Annotated in this window: 12 protein-coding genes; 1 reads left to right on the forward strand and 11 read right to left on the reverse strand. The window is 45.4% G+C overall.

What is annotated here, in order from left to right; all coding sequences use genetic code 11:
- Nucleotides 1–243 precede the first annotated feature (243 nt).
- The 4 genes from NST38_RS30075 to NST38_RS30090 form a co-directional block, all read right to left on the reverse strand.
- Nucleotides 244–1,383 (reverse strand): 5-methyltetrahydropteroyltriglutamate--homocysteine S-methyltransferase, encoded by a 1,140-nt coding sequence (locus NST38_RS30075; protein WP_341344257.1) that lies wholly within the window; start codon nt 1,381–1,383, stop codon nt 244–246.
- Nucleotides 1,384–1,575: 192 nt separating this feature from the next.
- On the reverse strand, nt 1,576–3,429 hold the full coding sequence (locus NST38_RS30080) for a hypothetical protein (RefSeq protein WP_076252104.1): 1,854 nt from the start codon (nt 3,427–3,429) through the stop codon (nt 1,576–1,578).
- Between the two features lie 11 nt (nt 3,430–3,440).
- Nucleotides 3,441–5,732, reverse strand: a complete 2,292-nt coding sequence (locus tag NST38_RS30085) for a glycosyltransferase family 2 protein (RefSeq protein ID WP_076252106.1) — start codon at nt 5,730–5,732, stop codon at nt 3,441–3,443.
- Nucleotides 5,732–6,826, reverse strand: coding sequence for a bifunctional glycosyltransferase family 2/GtrA family protein (locus NST38_RS30090; RefSeq protein ID WP_076252108.1), 1,095 nt, complete (start codon nt 6,824–6,826; stop codon nt 5,732–5,734). Before NST38_RS30090 ends, NST38_RS30085 begins: the two co-directional genes overlap by 1 nt.
- A 458-nt stretch (nt 6,827–7,284) precedes the next feature.
- Here NST38_RS30090 and NST38_RS30095 point away from each other — a divergent pair, with 458 nt between their 5' ends.
- Nucleotides 7,285–8,007, forward strand: a complete 723-nt coding sequence (locus NST38_RS30095) for a YheC/YheD family protein (protein ID WP_036671837.1) — start codon at nt 7,285–7,287, stop codon at nt 8,005–8,007.
- An 83-nt stretch (nt 8,008–8,090) separates the two neighbouring features.
- Here the strand turns inward: NST38_RS30095 and NST38_RS30100 are convergent, their stop codons facing one another.
- From NST38_RS30100 to NST38_RS30130, 7 genes are all read right to left on the reverse strand, one after another.
- Entirely contained in the window at nt 8,091–8,429 is a 339-nt protein-coding gene (locus NST38_RS30100) for a hypothetical protein (RefSeq protein WP_051449797.1), read from the reverse strand.
- Between the two features lie 278 nt (nt 8,430–8,707).
- Entirely contained in the window at nt 8,708–9,259 is a 552-nt protein-coding gene (locus tag NST38_RS30105; RefSeq protein ID WP_076252247.1) for a DUF4303 domain-containing protein, read from the reverse strand.
- 37 nt (nt 9,260–9,296) lie between these two features.
- Nucleotides 9,297–9,575 carry a hypothetical protein gene (locus tag NST38_RS30110; protein ID WP_076252110.1) on the reverse strand — a complete coding sequence of 93 codons (279 nt, stop codon included), beginning with the start codon at nt 9,573–9,575 and terminating at the stop codon, nt 9,297–9,299.
- Between the two features lie 11 nt (nt 9,576–9,586).
- On the reverse strand, nt 9,587–10,204 hold the full coding sequence (locus NST38_RS30115; protein WP_076252113.1) for a hypothetical protein: 618 nt from the start codon (nt 10,202–10,204) through the stop codon (nt 9,587–9,589).
- A 336-nt stretch (nt 10,205–10,540) separates the two neighbouring features.
- Nucleotides 10,541–11,086 (reverse strand): 50S ribosomal protein L25, encoded by a 546-nt coding sequence (locus NST38_RS30120; RefSeq protein ID WP_076252115.1) that lies wholly within the window; start codon nt 11,084–11,086, stop codon nt 10,541–10,543.
- Between the two features lie 502 nt (nt 11,087–11,588).
- Nucleotides 11,589–12,365 (reverse strand): class B sortase, encoded by a 777-nt coding sequence (gene srtB / locus NST38_RS30125; RefSeq protein ID WP_076252250.1) that lies wholly within the window; start codon nt 12,363–12,365, stop codon nt 11,589–11,591.
- A gap of 23 nt (nt 12,366–12,388) precedes the next feature.
- Entirely contained in the window at nt 12,389–18,382 is a 5,994-nt protein-coding gene (locus tag NST38_RS30130) for a DUF7601 domain-containing protein (RefSeq protein ID WP_341344258.1), read from the reverse strand.
- Nucleotides 18,383–18,521: the final 139 nt, after the last annotated feature.

Consider the following 18,521-nt stretch of genomic DNA (forward strand, 5'->3'; position numbering starts at 1 on the left):
TGTCCTAAGTGTCGCTATTTTATTTCGTCCACCACACCTCTTCCTCAGTCATGCCGTTTGCCTAATCCGTTATTCTCATCTCTACCCATTGCTTCACTCTCTTGGCTGTTATGGACTCTGATCAAACATCCACTCAAAAGTGAGGATACACCAAAAAGCCATACGGAAGATGGTCCGTACGGCTTTTTAGCGATTTTTTCTTATACATAACACATGCGTGAATGATGAATGACGTTGAAAAAGTTACTTCCAGAGCTCTTCAGCAATTTCCTTAATGAAGGAAAGCTTGCGCCATTGCTGTTCCTCGGTCAGATGGTTGCCTTCTTCCGTGGAAGCGAAGCCGCATTGCGGGCTCAGGCAGATTCGATCCAGCTCAACATATTGTGTAGCTTCCTCAATCCGTTTCAGGATATCTTCCTTGTTCTCCAACTCTCCGAATTTGGAAGAGAAGAGGCCAAGTACAACCTGCTGATTGTCCTTCAGGAAACGAAGTGGTTTGAAGTCACCAGCCCTTTCCGTATCAAACTCCAGATAGAAACCAGAGTAGTTATCGATGCTCAGAAGTGTCTGCGCAATCGGCTCGTAACCGCCACCGACTCCTGCAAATGTCGAAACATAATTACCGCGGCAGACATGAGTGGTTACCACGAGGTCTTCCGGCAGGCCAGATACCACATCTTCGTTCAGTTTTGCGAGTTCGTTTGCGTACTCTTCCACATTAACGCCAATCTGCTCCATCACTGTGATGAACTGTTGGTCACACAATGCACCCCATGTGCAATCATCAATCTGGATGCTGCGGCAGCCGGCTTCATAAAAAGCCAGGATGGATGCTTTGTACGCCCCGACAATGTCCGAGAGAAGCTCTTGGCGGTTCGGATAGATGGCCTGTGTGCTTTCCTTATTATCTGCCCGGTCCAATTCGAATAGGAACTGGGCTGCTGCTGGGATGGACTGACGGGCAACAACGTCTTCCCCAGCCGCTTCTTTCAAGAAGGCATAATGCGCTACAAATGGATGACTGCTATAGCTGATTTTGCCGCTCAGACGAGCTGTTTCCGGTCTGGATGTCGCACCGTTGAATCGGTAGCCTTCCTCAATGATTGTCCGCTCTACACCATCCAGTCCCCAGAAGAAGTCCAGATGCCACCAAGAGCGGCGGAATTCGCCGTCCGTTACAGCCTGAAGGCCAACCTCTTTTTGCTTCTGTACAAGTTTTACAATCTCGGCATTCTCCACTTCATTCAACTGTTCCGTGGTAATTTCGCCGTTCTGGTATTTTAATCGGGCGTCCTTCAATGCACTCGGGCGCAGGAAACTGCCCACAATATCATATCGAAATGGAGTGACTGTTCGTTGTTTAGGTTCTGTTTGTACGCTCATAGTTTAATCTCCCCGTTTATCATTATAGAATTAAATATAACATATCCGATCGGAATAGCTGTTCTACGAAAGAGTTATAGCCCGCTATAGGTATTAGCTATAGCGGGCTATATTTAAGGAGACTCTATATACAATCATGTATTCAATCTTACCTGACCGGATGTCCGGAACAGGATCTCAACATCTATGATTTCAAGTCAACGTAAGAACGATTTGATCCCCCGAACGGGTAATTTTATAAATCCCCTCTTGCATGTCGATACCATAATGCTTTTTCAGCAACCACTTGGCGTTGAGATCCGTCTCGACGACCACCAGATAATCGTAGCCGCTCAGAAGGTTATCCATATTATCCTCATAGAACAACACGATCCCGTCCACATGTGGAGCATACAAGAAATACTTTCCTACATATTGCATGTAATAATTCGTGACCTGCTGGTCCCTGTCTGAGGCGTAGAAGAGATATCTATTATTATCCACCTGCCCACCTGGGTACCACCGATCACCGGTAACCGCATGAATCTTGTAAGGGAGCGTTGTATCGTAGGTTTTGGCAATCGAGACGATCCCGTTGTATTCCGATAAAAGGATGGTCGCCGCAACCGCCATACAGCCGATAATGCCTTTTTGATAATGACCTTTCGTCTTGACCGTCTTAAAGGATTGATAATCAGGCACCTCACCGATCCGATAGTGGAATGATCGCTCCAGGTCGATCGCAGCGCACAACACCAGCCCACCGGCGAACAGCACCACGATACTCGATGCATAACGCTCAAAGCCTGCCAGGACAATGGCTTCATCCAATGGCATGGAGAAGAGATACAACGCCAGAATACCTGCATAATACAGTAACAGTACAAAATCCAAAGCAATTAATGCTTTCCATAAGTTCCACTTCTTCTTGAGCACAACGATAGCAAATACCGAAGCTCCAATCGCGATAAGTTGAAAAAGTACAATGCCGAGCACAGGCCTGGACGTGATATCTATGCTTGATTTCAAGAAGAGCGTCAGAATCTCCCATTTCTGTTCTCCCGTCTTGCCCGCTTTGATCACCGAGGCTGTTCCCTCGAACTTGTTATTAATGCCTTGGAACACCGTCGCCATTCGCCAGCTCCAGCCGAAATACGGAAGTAGTGAACCACCAATGGTACCAAGCACAGCCAGTCCGACTTTCCAGTTCGAGCGTTGCCCATTTCTCAACCATGTATACACCAGGAAGATCAGGCCGATCGCGGCGAAAATAATACCCGTGCTTTTGATGATGGTCAGCAATCCGGCAAGCGGAAGAACAACAATACATGCCTTCATGATCTCATTACGATATTGGTAAATCACTGCCAGGATCGCGAGTGCGTAGATCGGAAGCAAGAAATCCACGAGCAGGTTAGTGATCCGAATCGTAAGATTGAAAAACGAAAGTGTAGATAACCCGAGTCCGAGAAAAGCGTACAGAAGAAAACGTTTCTTCTCCGAAATAATGCCAAACATGGAATAAAAACAGGAAAAGATAAGCAGACCCTGTGCCAAAAGCATCACGGACTGGGAATGCCCCATGAAGCGACAGACATAATAAATAAATGACGAAGTCCCCAGCGGATAGTTTTTAAAATCAATCAGATTGGAGTCTGGCGTCGGAAAGGCATTTGTACTCAACATCTGCTTCAATACAATAGCCCAGTGCGAGAAATTATCGTAGTGTGTCAATTGATTTTGGAACAGAATCAGCAAAAAGATGAACGTTCCGCCCAGAAAAGAAAACTGAAATAACGAGAACAATACATTCGGCTTGGTCCCTCGTCGGACAGCTCGAACCAGCGTATCTCTAAAAAGAAACAAGCCGAGTATCATCACGATAATACTTCCTATAAAGAGCTGACCTGCCAAGCCAGCGAAATATACGATGCAGGCAATCGAGGAAAACACAAATACAGGGATAAACTCCCACCGTAGTGCAAGTGTCTTCCGAACAAACTGCATATAACCAACAAAGGAGATTATCAATAAAACTCCCATCACAAAATGAAGCACAATGAGCATCTCTATCTCTCCTAACCCTCTCTGGTGGCACGATCAGAATGTGGCTGAATCAAATCAGTCAGCAATTGGTCGATCAGGCCCTTCTCCACAATATCATCGATATTCTCCACCGAGAGAAGCACTTCGCGCTCACGGGCTGTCGTTTTTCCCGTATGTTGCAAAATGACTTCAATATTACTCTTTGTATAAAAAGTAACGACCGCTCCTGCCGCAATATCACCATGGAAATCCGTCGCGGAGAAGAAACGATAATTGAAGCTGCGCAGCGTACAGCTAGCATCATTGGTGAAATGAACTGGAAGCTGAAGGGAAAGCCGCGGCATTTTTCGCTGATCCGATCTGGGTTGAACAATCCGTTTTTTCACATTACGTAACATATCGTCATAAGCCGTATCCCACAGATTCATCTGCTCTGGCAATGAGTGTTTACGGTCGTAGATAATTTGCATGTATTGTCGGTTATCATTCTCATCAATCGGCTGAACCGTTGCGGAGTAACGCCAGCCCTCTCCATCCTGTTTCACATAAACGATGACTGCATCGAGATTGGCCTCATAGCGGTCGGTTTTGACGACCAAAGAGATGATTTTCTGTTCAGCCAAATAAATGGGATAAGGGACATAGAAGGCAATACCTTGCTCTGATACATCCACCGTCTTGGCCTGATATCGTAGATTGTTGGCTTGGTCGTGAATAGTGACATCTTCCTGCGCCCGAATCCGTTCTGTCTCCCGATACGCACGGCGGCCAACCATGAAGAACAGGGCATAACACAGCGCAATCATGTTATGAATCAGCCAGAAAATAATGATACTGCTGAAGAACAGCGCAATGCCGTACTTGCCATTCACATACCGAATCACGGCTGCAATGGAAAGCAACAGCAAGAAGATATGCGGAAGTGCATATAACAGAGCAGACATCCATTGTCGACCGCTTGCTCTGCTTTTGTTGGTGACCTTGAATTTTTTCTCGCGAATTCCCAGCGTCTCCAGGAGAACCGGCCAGATCAGATAAGGCATAAATATGGTATCGATAACCTGACTCCATCGCTGATTCCGAATATTACTGGACAGATATCGCATGGATACACTATAGAAGAAATAAGATGGAAGCCAGAATATTAGGATTTGCCAAAAGGTTGTATTCACAATCTGGAAGTCGAACAACGCAAACAAAATAGGTGCCAAAATGAAAATCAACCGATTAAAGAAGGACCACCAGTATAAGAAACTGCTTAAGTAGGTCACTCTCGTCCAGAAAGGAAGCTTGCCAGATAAGGGTGCACGCGTATTCTGCAGGCTCTGAATGATACCCCGTGCCCAACGAATCCGTTGTTTAATCATGCTCTTCACTGTTGTTGTTGTCTGCCCGGCAGCTTGAACCTCTTGAGTCGCATAGGTAATATAACCTTCCTGCTGCAAGCGGATGCTTGTCTCAAAGTCCTCGGTGATTGTATTGAGTGGAAAACCTCCGATGTCTTCCATGCCCTGCCGCGAAATGATCGTATTACTTCCTGTATAGGCTACCGCATTGGAGGCATTACGCAGGATGTTCACTTCTCTGGAGAAGAAATCCTGTTCATTCGGAATACCTTGCTCTGCATACAGGTTAAACTGGAATAGATCCGGATTGTAGAAGCTTTGCGGGGTCTGTACCAGACCAAGCTTGAACTTAGGGTCCATCTCGTCCTCTCGGCGAGGACGCCATACCTCATTCTCCTTAATAAACGTGGAGAGCATGAAATAGGGTACCGTTTTCATCAAAAAGGTGTGCTGCGGAATCATATCCGCATCAAACGTTGCAATGAGCGGCGAAGAGCTTTTGCTCAGTGCATTGTTCAGATTACCAGACTTGGCATCCTTGTTTCCGGGGAACCCCAGATACCCCACGCCAAACTGTCTGGCAAGCTCCTCCACCTCAGTTCTTGCTCCATCGTCACAGAGATAGATATGAACCTTCTGCTTGTCCGGGTAATCCATGAACGTACAGGCATTAACGGTTTTATATAACAGATCAACAGGCTCATTATGCGTAGCAATAAATACATCCACATCCGGATAATACTCCGGCGGAACGATTGGAAAGTCGAGCTGTGTACGTTCTTTTTGCATCTTTTGAAAGAATAATTCAAAGGTTGTCAGTACGGTGACCGTTTCAGCCACAATCAGCAGCATACCAAAAATGACGTTCAGAACGCCCTCACCCCATGGCAACGTAAAGAACGTACGCCATACCAAATAAATCGACATCAGGATCATCGTGATGACAAAAAAGATATTCTGCCTTTTTTCGTTTTGCACTACAACTGCTTCCTCCTTGCTGCAAATACCCATCTTCGCTGCAATTGGAAACTGAGCAGGAACAGCAAGGCATCACAGACGAATTTCGCCAATTTCTCATCTACGAAGAGAACGGTATGGAATATATATACACCGGTACTGGAAAGCAAGATCACTACTCCGCATAACGTCAGATAGCGCCATAGACTGCCCTGGCTATCCTCCTTGCGGAATACAAAGTGTCTGTTCAGTACATAGTTGACCACAATGGAAATCACTCTCGCAATCACGGTTGCAAGCAGAATTCTTAAATAGTGCTGCTCACCCAACACGGGCCGCAACGCGTCGATCAAAAACCAGGCGATGCCTAAATCCACAACAGAACTGGCCACCGATGATGAAATGAACCGCAGGAAATTGGAGAACAACACCCCCATGACCCGAGCACTATCCTGGATCGCTTTAAAATGAGTGCCTGCATTGCCATTCTCATAAATGACTTGGATTGGCATCGTATGAATCGGTATGCCAGACTGAATGCACGAGATGAGCATCTGCAGCTCATATTCAAATCGAGTGCCGCGAACATCCTGCATAAACGCAAGTAACCCTGGACCGAAGGCACGAAGCCCAGTCTGGGTATCTGACAGTTTTTTACCATAGAGCATGGCAAAAATAAAGGAGGTCATTCGATTGCCTAACAGGGACTTTGGAGGTATGTTCCCCTCGCTGAAATTCCTTACCCCGAGCACCAATGAGTCCGGATAAATCCTTGCTTCTTGGGCTATGCGGTATACATCCTCAGCTGCGTGTTGTCCATCTGAATCAGCGGTTACGACGAAGGAAGATGCGTCGAATTGCTTCCCAATATACTCAAATCCGGTCTTGAGTGCCGCACCCTTCCCCTGATTTTCCGTATGTGTCAGCAGAGCACAACCGTTCTCACGAAGCTCCTCGAAAATCGACTGGTAGGCCTCACCAGATCCGTCGTCTACAATAACAATATTAGTAAATCCATACTCTCGCAATTGCCGTACATAGGCTGGAAGTCTCTCATCCGGTTCAAGCGATGGAATGAGGATGATCGTTTCGCCGTTTTGTCTACCTATAATCATCCTGATAAGCCTCAATTCGACATATTTTCACAAATTCTTTTTTGAATATTGTGAGTATAACATCGAAAAGGCATACAGTAAACGAATAACTTGTATATATATTGGTAAAAAAGTTGCACTCTTTTATAAGCTAGTTTATAGGCGAAAAATACTAGTATAGGGTTAGTCTAGCACTGCTCAATCCATTACACATTTGGCTCTCGTTTCAGTACGTGCATCAGCATGGCATGCCGTTATCCACGGTGGTGTTAGAAGTGAACCTTCGTATCCAGAAGCTACTCGAAGCGTGAATGAACACCTCCCCAGAATGCAGTCATTTCTCGCAAAAGTTCATCTTCTGTCTCCATCGACCAATTGGACATGCATCAACTTACAAATCTGGACGAATGGCCACTTATGCGGATCACGAATTTGAATTAGAATTACCGTAGACGATTGAAAAAAAGGCTGTGATTCCAATGTTATTCGAAAGAGACAAATGGTTGCAGTATGGCATTCTGCGCGATGAGCCCTCTCTCGCTGAACGGTTGCCAGAAACACAGTTGCTTGAGAAGGATACGCTAACAAAGATGCTTCTTCAGTATCCCAGCGTTGTACTGAAACCTCGTAATGGCAGTTACGGAAGGGGTATCCTGTTCATTAAACGAAGCGGTGCAAATGCTTATCGTATTCAAAATGAAAATAACACAGTCACCATGAGAGACAACGAGCAGTTACTCGAATGGTTCGAACAAACAATCAAAAGTGATGAATATATTGTCCAAAAGCGTCTGCAGCTTGCTCAAATTAAACACAGGCCGTTCGACATTCGGATCATGGTTCAGCGCAAAAAGAGTTCCTCGTCCACTTGGAACGTGACAGGTTCCTATGCTAAAGTTGCGGCACAAGGATACCAAGTCACCAATGTGAATAACCGCCCCATTCCCGTTTTTAAAGCACTGAGACTAGCTCGAATTGGAGATCGGCGCTTACTTGTCAGAGCGGAACAAGTTGCACGATTAGCTGCCAAACGATTGGGAGAGCATTACCCTATGCTTAGACAAGTTGGATTCGATATAGCCATCGACAAGAAACGGCGAATTTGGATTATCGAAGGCAATTATCAACCAGCCTTACGGCCTTTCCGACTTTTGAAAGATTCCTCGATGCACCGCAGAATATTATGGTACAAAGAACATTAAAACGAAAAAAGACGACCTGCCTGCTAGCCCGGCAAGTCGTCTCTTCATGTTTCGTACCTAATCTCGATATTAACCCTCTTCGGTTATTTCCGGCATTTTCTAATCGCACTTGTAACACGTGTCACTCGGAACTGATTTACCCCTACCTGTATAATGGCGAACTGGCTGTACGAAGTACCAGAAGAGGTATACGGTTCAGCCTCAATATTTCCACTCGGTGTTCTAACCGTCGCGGTGATTCTAGTTACCAGGCACACACCACGGTCGGAAGATCTCCAAGTCTCGTCACGCTGAACACTATATCTATCGTTGCTACAAAAAATGGATGCATACTCCACTACTCCACTCGCATTAAACGAAGTCGAGTTATAGATCTGAACAGGGTCATAACCACTAGGTGCTCCAGGTCTTCTATTTCCCATTCTCAAAACCTCCTTTTTTATTGATAATCTATTAGATGCAATTAAATAGTTTTGGTGAGGTATAAATGTGGACAAGGCAGAAAAAGTGTGTTTGTACAGTGGTAGAGGGGGAACTGGTAGCTTCTGATGTCGTAGCTCAAACACGAAAAAGAACCACCCTTTAATGTACAAAGGTAGTTCGGGAAATTTGATCGTCTACTATTTGCCGATTCAGTAAGATTGTCGAGATTAAGTCGTATGTATGCCTTGCGAGCATCGTAGTAACGCTCCTGATGCTTCTATTCTGCCGCCTCCGCCAACCATGCTTGCATAGCCGGAGATTCTGCCCGATTCAAACGTAAGGCAATTTCGGTATTGATCTTATCCGGCGGCATGACTTCAACAAGGACACATACGGACTCTCGTGGTTGATTTAAGGCAAACACGCCTTCATCATCGAGCATTTTCATCGCCAGCTCCATGGCGTGCAGCCTCACATCCAACTCGCGATTCCAATCATCATTCTCCAGTTCCGCAATGAAAGGACGCTCGTTATATCGTTGTTTGACATCGTCAAAGTGATCATCCCCAAAACAACAATAGGGCGAATCCGCATACGACCATTTGATGAGATCCGCAATCGTGGATACCGGCGTATCACTTTCCTCTGCTTGCCTAGCCGATTCTAACGCCAAAGCTTCCCACGACCATGCAGAGATACTTGGCGCATGTCCCTCGCCAGTAGTGTATAACGTACAATAATAGTAACGTTCACCATTTTCAAAAAGAGTACAAAAGGACGTTCTGGCGGCAGCAGCGATCTCTATGGCCAGCGGCTCTATTTCTTGCATTGGCTTCACGATTAGAGTTCCCCTTTCCATTCGTTGATCATTTGCCCCTTCGATATGAATTGGCTATTTGGACTAGATACCAGACACCCGCACCCACAAGGGCAGCAAACACTAGATTGATGCAGCCGAACACGATGAGTGACTTTGCTTGGCCTGGACCAATCCGGAAAGCCGTAACAAGCTGGAAGACAGCCGGTAGCAGAAACGCCAGCCAAGAGACGGTTATAAGCTTTTCTGTTCTGAAGCTCCACCATACCGCTGAACATGAGGCAACTAGCAGTACCCAGGTACAGATAAGCTTTAGGGCGAACGTCATTTCAGCCCCTCCTATTTGCCATGAATCACAAGTCCATATTTACTGAAGATCCACGATTGGCTCAATTCGTGCATTGCATCATGGCTTATACGCACAGAGGGCTTTTGCTCCTTCATCGCATCTGCATCAAGGGCTGAGAAGCGAAGGGGTTTGGTCATTTTTTTGATAGAATCTCTTATTTCATCGAAAAACGCATAAGTTGCCGGCTTATGTTCACGGATATCCTCATAAATATAGTACTTTCCTTTTTCATCTTCCAAATCAACTTGAAAACCTTTCGGAAATGAAAGCAAGATACACGGCAGTTCATCCTCTGCCCATTGTCCGTGATATGGAAAAGAAACCTCTTCATTTCTTACAAAAAATCCTGAACTTTCTTGTTCTGATGCAATAGAAATAGAGTAAACAAAGAAGGGATGGATGTCATCTCTCTTTTCTCCTGCCACAAAATACTGATAGAACGTCTGATACTCCTCGTACACCTGATTATAATCATGCTCTGTTCGGGCAGCATTGGTACGATAGAATTGCGCTTGCCGATGCTCCAAAAGCTGCAAAAGGCTTTTAAACTCTTCAGGAGTGATGAAGAATCTCAGTTTATAGAATCCGCTATTCTTTAATTTGTCCATTTCTTTTCGCTCACCGCCCTGTTTAGAAATGTTATGCCAATGACCTTAGCGGGTCAGGTTCAGCTATATATGTATCTTATTTCCATTATAGTGATTACCTTTCCTGAGTCTACCTACTTTACACCTGAATTTTGCGAATGAACTTTGAAAAGGTAGCGAAATATCAGGATCATTACGCCTGTACGCGAGCAAAAGACATACGTGAGGTGAATTCCAGACTACCCGCCTTGTGAGGATGGGATCACGCCAACATCTCGTAATCAGCACAAATTAGCCGTACGGATGATCACCCGTACGGCTAATTTTGAATTATTCAGCTTTGCGAATTTGGAATTGTTAAGGTTTAACTACAGAGAGAAGAGACTCATTTCCCTCAGAGATCACCGTCACATCTGGTGCAAACTTAGCATCACTTACATGTATCGTTTCTCCAAGTTCCATAGTACTAATGTCAAATTCAATCGACGTTGGCAAGTGTCTCGGCAATGCCTCCACTTCAATAGAAGATAATTGAACTTGCACGACTCCGCCCTGTTTTGTGCCAATCGGTGTGCCGTTGAACTTGACAGGAATTTTAGTACGCAGGATCTCATTGGTCTGCACCTGCTGAAAATCCACATGAAGTAAATCCCGTGTAACTGGATCACGCTGGAGATCTTCCAACAATACAGTCAATGAGCCTTTCTCTTCAAACTGCAGTTCGATAAAACCAGACGTACCCTGCTTCAACCATTTTTGAAATTGTATTGTTGGAATATGAATCATTTCATTCTCCGTATTTTTGCCAAAAACAATACCTGGCAAACGCCCGGATTTACGTAAATCCCTAAGTCGGGATGTATTTAATGGAATGCGGTTCTCCGCTTGAAAACTAGTAGTCATGCTATGTTCGCTCCTCTTTATTAAATGATATTTTCACATTTTTCATACTCATCCAACCATCCCCTGTTGGGGCTAAAGAGAGAAACATAGCATCACCACCTCCATATACGATCCAATTAATTTTAAAATACATTTAATGTAAGCACCCATAATATACATGAAGGCACTCTACTCCGAAGAGTAGAATGCCTATGGGATGATTCAACCCTATCATAGAAACATAGATTTGTCGATTTAACCCCATAATATGATCAAAAGCGTCTCCTTCCAGTCTGCGTCGTTGATCAGCATAGAGACCACCCCAACGATGGAGTGGCCTTCATGTCCTCATCTCAAATGTATACATCCTCGATACTCGTTGGATTCGTCAGAATTTATCATTCTGCGTAATTCCTCAAGCCACATGTCCATGAGCACCTTATTTCGGGGACAAGAAAAATCGCGTCCTCTAAGGAGAGAACGCGAAATAAAATAGATTGATTTTGTGTTTCAGCATCGTCAATTAACGCTTTCGGGCCACCACCGCTAACCTACCGTTTTCGGTCGAATACTCGCATGTGGACAGTACAATAAGCTTGTCCCCATACTGTGCTGTTACACCTGTGTCATAAAGAGAGAGTTGTTTGATATTCTGAACATATGAATCGAACTCGGCGGGCGTACTTACATTCTCAATCTGGTAGTATTTAAACACGTCGTCCGATTTGCGATAAACTTTTGACAGAATAACGGCAACAATCTCATACTCTTCCTTTTCGTAAAGCGTGCTGAACTGGAACGTCGCATGTTCTTGATAAAAGCTTTCGTTCTTGTACTTCATTAAATCTTTAAACATCCAACCACTTTTCATGTGATGACCATGAACCAGCAAAATGTCCGAATTGTTGGTCGTACTAGACTCGTCCAAAAAAGGAAGACCGCCTTGGTTTTCTTTTCTATCGAAATCATGATTGAGATAGTACTCCGAATCCTGTGGGCTCTGCATGACTGGGTACTCAATTCGGGTACCGTCAATCTTCAGCCAGCCGACGATGTCTGAGTTCCTCTCGTAAAGATCTCGAAATTCGGGAAGCATAACCGGCTCATTGCCTTTATTGAACAAAAGGGAAGGGAATGCATCCCCTCCCCCTTGTTCTGATCCTTCTTTCCAAACCTTTGTTAACTCTTCGATTTTCTGCTTCTCGGCATAATCTCGCAAGAAAGTCCTCGCAAGACTGACAAGTGAAAATACCAACACAAGCAAGGAAACAGCGATAAGAACTTTTTTAGTTTTGCTCATTTTTCTTACCGCCTTCCCTTCCATTACTGGATGTGCTTTTTCTTCTTGTACCCGAGTAGACAGAACCCGATCGTCATTAAGGACATCAGCGCCAAAACCATATACAAGAATGGCGATTCACTGTTATCTCCAGTTTTCGGAGCATCGTCCAACTCGTTGCTATCGTTCTTAAGCTGATCGTTACCATTGCTTGGTTCAGGCGTTACCGTGCTCGGATCTGGCGTTACGGTGCCTGGTTCAGGCGTTACGGTGCCTGGTTCAGGCGTTACCGTGTCCGGATCTGGCGTTACCGTGCCCGGTTCAGGCGTTACAGTGCCTGGTTCAGGCGTTACGGTGCCTGGTTCAGGCGTTACCGTGCCTGGTTCAGGCGTTACCGTGCCTGGTTCAGGCGTTACCGTGCCTGGTTCAGGCGTTACCGTGCCCGGTTCAGGCGTTACGGTGCCCGGATCTGGCGTTACGGTGCCGCCTCCGTTGTTACCATTGCCGCCATTGCCGCCACCAGAACTAATTGGCTTCATTGGCACATCGTACCTGACAATGTCAAAATCGACTGAAATGGTACCACTTGTGTGCGTTTCGTATCCGTCCTTCGTTACGATCAGATAGTAATCCGCTTCAGGAAACACCATGTACGCATAGAAGCCATCTGCATCACTACTCTGCTCCGGGCTCTCGTTGTCGTACGGCGGGAAATTTGGAACCTTTGGAAGCGTTACTTTCGTACCCGGAATGCGGCCGTTATCTCTATTCCGCTGCGTATCCGCATAATACAGTGTAACTTTGGCTCCATCAATTTTCTTGCCAGTGACGGCATCTCCTGTCGTTTCATCATAGACCGTACCGTAAGGGTCGACTAACTCCTCTGAAATATTCAGCTCTCCGTTAGCTTTAACGTCAAGTTGCGCCACTTTGAGGAGCAATTCCTCGCCGGTCTCAGCTTGATAGCGAACTTCCATTGTGTACGTCTGCTCGCTTAGCCCTTCCACAGAGAAAGTTCCATTCGTAGCCATAGGGAATGCTTTAGGTTGGCCGTTTTCCTTAATATAAATGCCATCCTTGTCTTTCAAATAGATATGCATCTGGCTAGTCAATAAATCGTTGAATAGCACTGTTGTTCCATCCAGTTGTTTAAACAGAATGATCCCCACGGCCGTAATGTCCGCTGGAACAGTCTCGTCCGTTACACTTCTGTTCACATTTGCTTTCTGCGTAAACTCAACAGGTACATCCTTACCGCCTACCCGATACATCTTCGTATATCTGATCGTATAGTCGGTATCCGCTACGGCTGGGATTGAATATTCACCCTTCTCATTCGTCTGCGTCTGAATCTCTTCGCCTGTCTTCAGATCGGTTACCTTAATCGGTGCATTCGGAATGACTTCTCCTGTGTTATTGTTACGCAACACGCCTTCCAGATACGGTCGGGTATTGACAAAATGTGCTTCAGACCATTTTTTCTCTGGAATAGTGCCAATGTGAATGAGACTCTCTGGATCAGTCACATAGCCATCTTGCGTATAATCATCTTGGGTCACTTTGTACTGAAGATTGGTTGGAAGCCCTTGGACAATGAACGTCTGGCCATCTGTAAGCTCAAAGCTCTCACCACTCTTGATCATGCCCTTGCTGCCGTCTGACTTCTCATAGACGTAGGATTCGTCCGATCCCTCGCCAGTGAAGGCAACCGTGTACTTAAACAGCTTCTTCTTGTCTTCATCTTTGCCTTTAACTGTGTTGCTGATTAATAGGCCACCCTTCAAAACTCGCACGTTCGTGAATGGGGCATCTTCATCAATGCCTTTCATGACTCCGGTATAGAACCGTTCCTCAGGAGTAGTCATGTATTCATCGGTTGTGTAATCTTGTTGGGTAACTGTGTATTTCAGATTCTTAGGCAGACCCAAAATATCCAGTGCCTCTCCATCCTTAAGGCGGAATTTACCGCCGGACTTGATCGAACCTGTGCTGCCGTCCGTCTTCAAGTAAGAGTAACTTTCCTCTTTGCCTGTATCCTCAAAGTTGACGGTGTACTCGAACTCCTTCGTTTTATCGCCGCCGTTGCCCATGACCGTATTGCTGATGGTCAGCTTGTTAACGGTCCGTTCATTGATGAAATCCGCCTTGTGATCACCTTTATTCACGATTGAGCCAGACAGCTCTCTCGTACCCGGTATCGTCGTATAACCGTCAACGGATGTATAATCAGCCTCGGTTACGGTATAGACCAGATCCGCAGGCAAGGCTGGGAACGTCACAGATTCCCCGTGCTTAAGGACAATCTTGCCTCCGCTCTTGATCGTGCCAAACGTATCATCCGACTTCTTATAGGTATACTCTCTGTCCTTACCTTCGCCGGTGATGGTCACGGTGTACTCGAACTCTTTGTCCGGATCACTGCCGTTGCCTTCCACCTTATTGGTAATGGTCAGCTTGCCTTGGGCCGGTGTAGGCACGATCAGTGGATTATCAGAGGTTAATTTCACCCCGTCTACCCAGATGGGCTTCCCTGGCGTATTCCCTACATATACTTGGTATACCCTTGTAGTTGGTAGCCAAGTATTGGTGTCAATATAAGTTTCTTTCAGCTCATAATACCCTGGATCAGGGAATAGCAGATTAAGTTTCCCTCCGCTATCGGTTTTTCCTTTGGTGATTATAGTTCCGCCGTCTTTCTTATAGAGTGTAAACTCTACGTCTTTTAGCGGATTGCCATTGGGATCTACCTTTTTCAGAGGCAACAGAGCATTGGAACTTGAACTGCCGGCCACGTCCGAACTGTCCAGCGTGCTTTCGCTTCTGGCACTGACAGATTTCAGATTGTCATCGCCCTCCAGTTTTACCTTGTTGCCCATTGTGTCTCCAGCTTTCGCTGTAGATGGATCAACTTCTGTTTGGTACACAAACTGGTAAAGCTGATTAGGGTCGTCCATTTTAAATGTTAGAACCGTAGTGCCACCTGCGCCTGGTGCAGCTTCTACTTGAACTTCAGCATTCGGATCGCTGAGGTCCAGTGCTGCGCCCTCTCGTTCAAGAGTGCCGCTTGCGGTCAATTTAGCAGGATAGACTGCCATACTAGGTGATGTCAGCACAAGCTTTCCGTTTTCTTCATAACGCAAATTCATGCCTGCACCCAGGGTATCCTGCAAATAAACACCCTGCTTCATATTAAATGGCGGGGTATAGTTCACCGTCCATTCCAGCACTCCTGGAACTGGCTTAGTTACCGACTTTCCAAGGGTCTGAATAGGTACAATAACTTTGCGCTGTTCGGTGACAACCTTCTCCACTCCCCCCCATGTCATATGAAGATCGGCTTTGTTATACAGCACCTGCTTGTCTGTGCCGTTGATGGTGTATTCCTCTAAATACTTCTGCAGAGCATCGTTGGAAGGTCTTGCCTTCACCAGAATGATATAAGGACTTTCCAACTTGGAGAAGGTGAAAGTCCCCTCGTTTCCAATGTGTGAAAAATGGACTACATGAGAACTAGTCCCTGGTTCAATTAGAGTTCTAGCATCGTTTCTAACACCATATTCTGTTCCTGCACCATTGTCCGAAAATCCTTTCCAAAGCTCAAAGTCCTTAGTTTCAGAAAAAGGAACGAATTCCCAGCCTTCGGGAAGTGTATCCACTAGCTTAATATTACTAATGACTCGATTACCGCCATCCTTAGCCATTTCTTCTGTGTTATATCCAGGCATATTTACCCCTAAACGGAATGTGACCGTTTTGGTTGTCCTGTCATAGCCAGAAATTGTCCATGCTTCATTGTTATCATTTCTAATGTAACTGCTAACGTTATTCGGCGTCACATTTTCAAAAGTACCATCTACTTTTAATGGCTTCGAAGCAAAGAGCATATCCTTGTTCAACATATGCAGGTGTAGGTTGGTGCTGTTATCTGCTTTTTTTACGGTTTCGCCATCAATGAGCAAAGCCCGATTCGAAACAGTTTTCCCTGCGTTAATATCCTGTCTGAAGAGAATGTTCGGGTTGGTCTCAAGTGCACGGAAGCTGAAGGATGCCGCTTCTTCGGTGTATCCGGTCACCTTGATCAAATCCGCCACCACTTTACCGTCCACGGTTAATGGAATAGCTTTCATCGTCAATCCGGTTGCATTCGACTTCAGAGTTCCCGCTTTGTACTGCTTCCAAAGCTGCGCAGAAGTGATATTTGCTTTAATTTTCGCAATTGTCTCCGCACTCACCTCGCTGGTTTCATCTACAGCGTTGTCCAAGACGTTCAAGTCACCGCCATGCACAAGGACATCGTATACTGCCGCGTTAGGTAAGGCATACTGTGGTGCTAGATTAACGGTCCACGTGATACTGCCCAGGTTATAATCCTCGGTTGATACTGCGCCTGTTTTTGTAAACGTGTGTGCGCCAATGCTGACGACTGCCTCATCTGTCACCGCAATAGGTCTTTTACCCGTCATTACATCGTTGTTCTGTATACCACCTGTTGTATCCAAATTCCAGTTGGCACGAGGGTCAATTTGGAAGCTGGAACCACTTATTGCCTTGCTTTTAATCAACAATTCGACTTTTCCGTTAATATCCCCGAAGGAATAAACGCCGTTTGAATCTGGTGTAATTGGCGTTTCTTCAGATACAGCGCCATTTACCCATGTCTGCCATGCAGCCGATTCAAATTCCAGCCCAGCCGGTAATACATTTGTGATGGTGAAGTCCTTTAACCCTTTTTTATTATATTGGTTAACCGTTACCTTCCATGTAATGGTTTCATTCGCATGGTCATACGAAGCGCTGGCCTGAATCCAGTCGGAAGCAAAGGAAATCTCCAAACCTGACTGCACCAACATATTATTGTCTTTTCTCAGTTCCACTTTACCATTCATATCCCGGTGGCTGCGACCGAGATTGGCTGGCGGATTCCGATACTCGTAATAATAAGCTTCCTTTGAAATCCATGTTTTATATTCAACCTTTGGATCTAGACCTGTTCCCTGTGGAAAAATGTAAGTCAGCGATCCGTCTGGACCAACGACTGGAGTTACATTTTGGTCATTTACTTTAAATGATTCCTCCATATAGGTGCCGCGGGCATTTCCAGGGCTGGTATTGTACGTTGAGGGATTCGTATAAAAGGTCTTTCCGTCTAGTGGCAATTTGATTGTTTTATCAAACTGATCAAACGCAGATACGGTTGACTGCCAGGTAACAGCTCCCTCAACAAATTGCGCTGGTTGAATTCCGCGATAACTATACTGATCCCACCTGATCATTCCAGGCGAGCTTAAAGTAATGTTATACTCTGCTGTAACATCTGGGTTCTCTAGCTGATATGCACCACCAAAGATGTTGATCGGCTTTTTATCGCCATACGCTAGTCCCGTTATATCTGCATTGGCCGTAGATTCAAAGCTGAAGGCAATACCTCGTCCAACACCATTGAAAAAATAATCATCACCGTTAAATACAATCTTGATGCTATTTGGAGTGAAATAGGCGGTACCCAGCTGTTTTGTACCTGATTCCGTCTGTGCATTCAAGGTTTTAGTAGCTGTTGGCAGCACCACTTCCTTGAAGTAATCTTCTCTTTTCAGCTCGATCCAGTCACCCTTTTGGATGTATTTCTCAGGATCTGCATTAGTTGGATTTGGGTCATCACCATTCACTGGTACCTTGAGACCTTCCGATTTGAGCGTAAAGGGCTGTCTACCCTGAATAATACCGTTTGGATTAATAACAGCATTCCCCTGTGTCACTTCCAGCGGAAAGGTTGAATTGGATTCCATAAATACCGCTGTTTTGTCCGTTGGGACTGCCACCATCGCTACGAAATTATTCGGTGCATCGTACACTGCCTCAGGTACCGAAAGTGGTTCGTCGGCACTCGGTGAGTCAGATTCAATGACGGCTTCCATTCCGGAATCGGTTGGCACACTCTCCGCATATGCGGCGGTGGAGTATATCACGGTCTGCAAGACGAGCAACATTGCCAGAAATAAAGACAATATCGGTTTACCTATATTGCGTTTTTGTTTCAAACGAAAATCTCCTCCACTTCTAAAATTTTTGCAGCAACCAGAAACTTTTTCCCTTTTCTTTGGCCATTCCATCCTTACAACAGAAACTGATAAAATTCATCAAGTTCATATGGCTTGCCTTACCATTTTACTGTAGAGC

The organism is Paenibacillus sp. FSL H8-0104 (assembly GCF_038050215.1).
GTDB classification, from domain to species: Bacteria; Bacillota; Bacilli; order Paenibacillales; family Paenibacillaceae; genus Paenibacillus; species Paenibacillus amylolyticus.

Coding starts and splice junctions, on each gene's coding strand:
- NST38_RS30075 (WP_341344257.1), bottom strand. CDS start 1,383: ATGAGCGTACAAACAGAACCTAAACAACGAACAGTCACTCCATTTCGA.
- NST38_RS30080 (WP_076252104.1), bottom strand. CDS start 3,429: ATGCTCATTGTGCTTCATTTTGTGATGGGAGTTTTATTGATAATCTCC.
- NST38_RS30090 (WP_076252108.1), bottom strand. CDS start 6,826: ATGATTATAGGTAGACAAAACGGCGAAACGATCATCCTCATTCCATCG.
- NST38_RS30095 (WP_036671837.1), top strand. CDS start 7,285: ATGTTATTCGAAAGAGACAAATGGTTGCAGTATGGCATTCTGCGCGAT.
- NST38_RS30100 (WP_051449797.1), bottom strand. CDS start 8,429: ATGGGAAATAGAAGACCTGGAGCACCTAGTGGTTATGACCCTGTTCAG.
- NST38_RS30105 (WP_076252247.1), bottom strand. CDS start 9,259: ATGCAAGAAATAGAGCCGCTGGCCATAGAGATCGCTGCTGCCGCCAGA.
- NST38_RS30110 (WP_076252110.1), bottom strand. CDS start 9,575: ATGACGTTCGCCCTAAAGCTTATCTGTACCTGGGTACTGCTAGTTGCC.
- NST38_RS30115 (WP_076252113.1), bottom strand. CDS start 10,204: ATGGACAAATTAAAGAATAGCGGATTCTATAAACTGAGATTCTTCATC.
- NST38_RS30120 (WP_076252115.1), bottom strand. CDS start 11,086: ATGACTACTAGTTTTCAAGCGGAGAACCGCATTCCATTAAATACATCC.
- srtB (WP_076252250.1), bottom strand. CDS start 12,365: ATGAGCAAAACTAAAAAAGTTCTTATCGCTGTTTCCTTGCTTGTGTTG.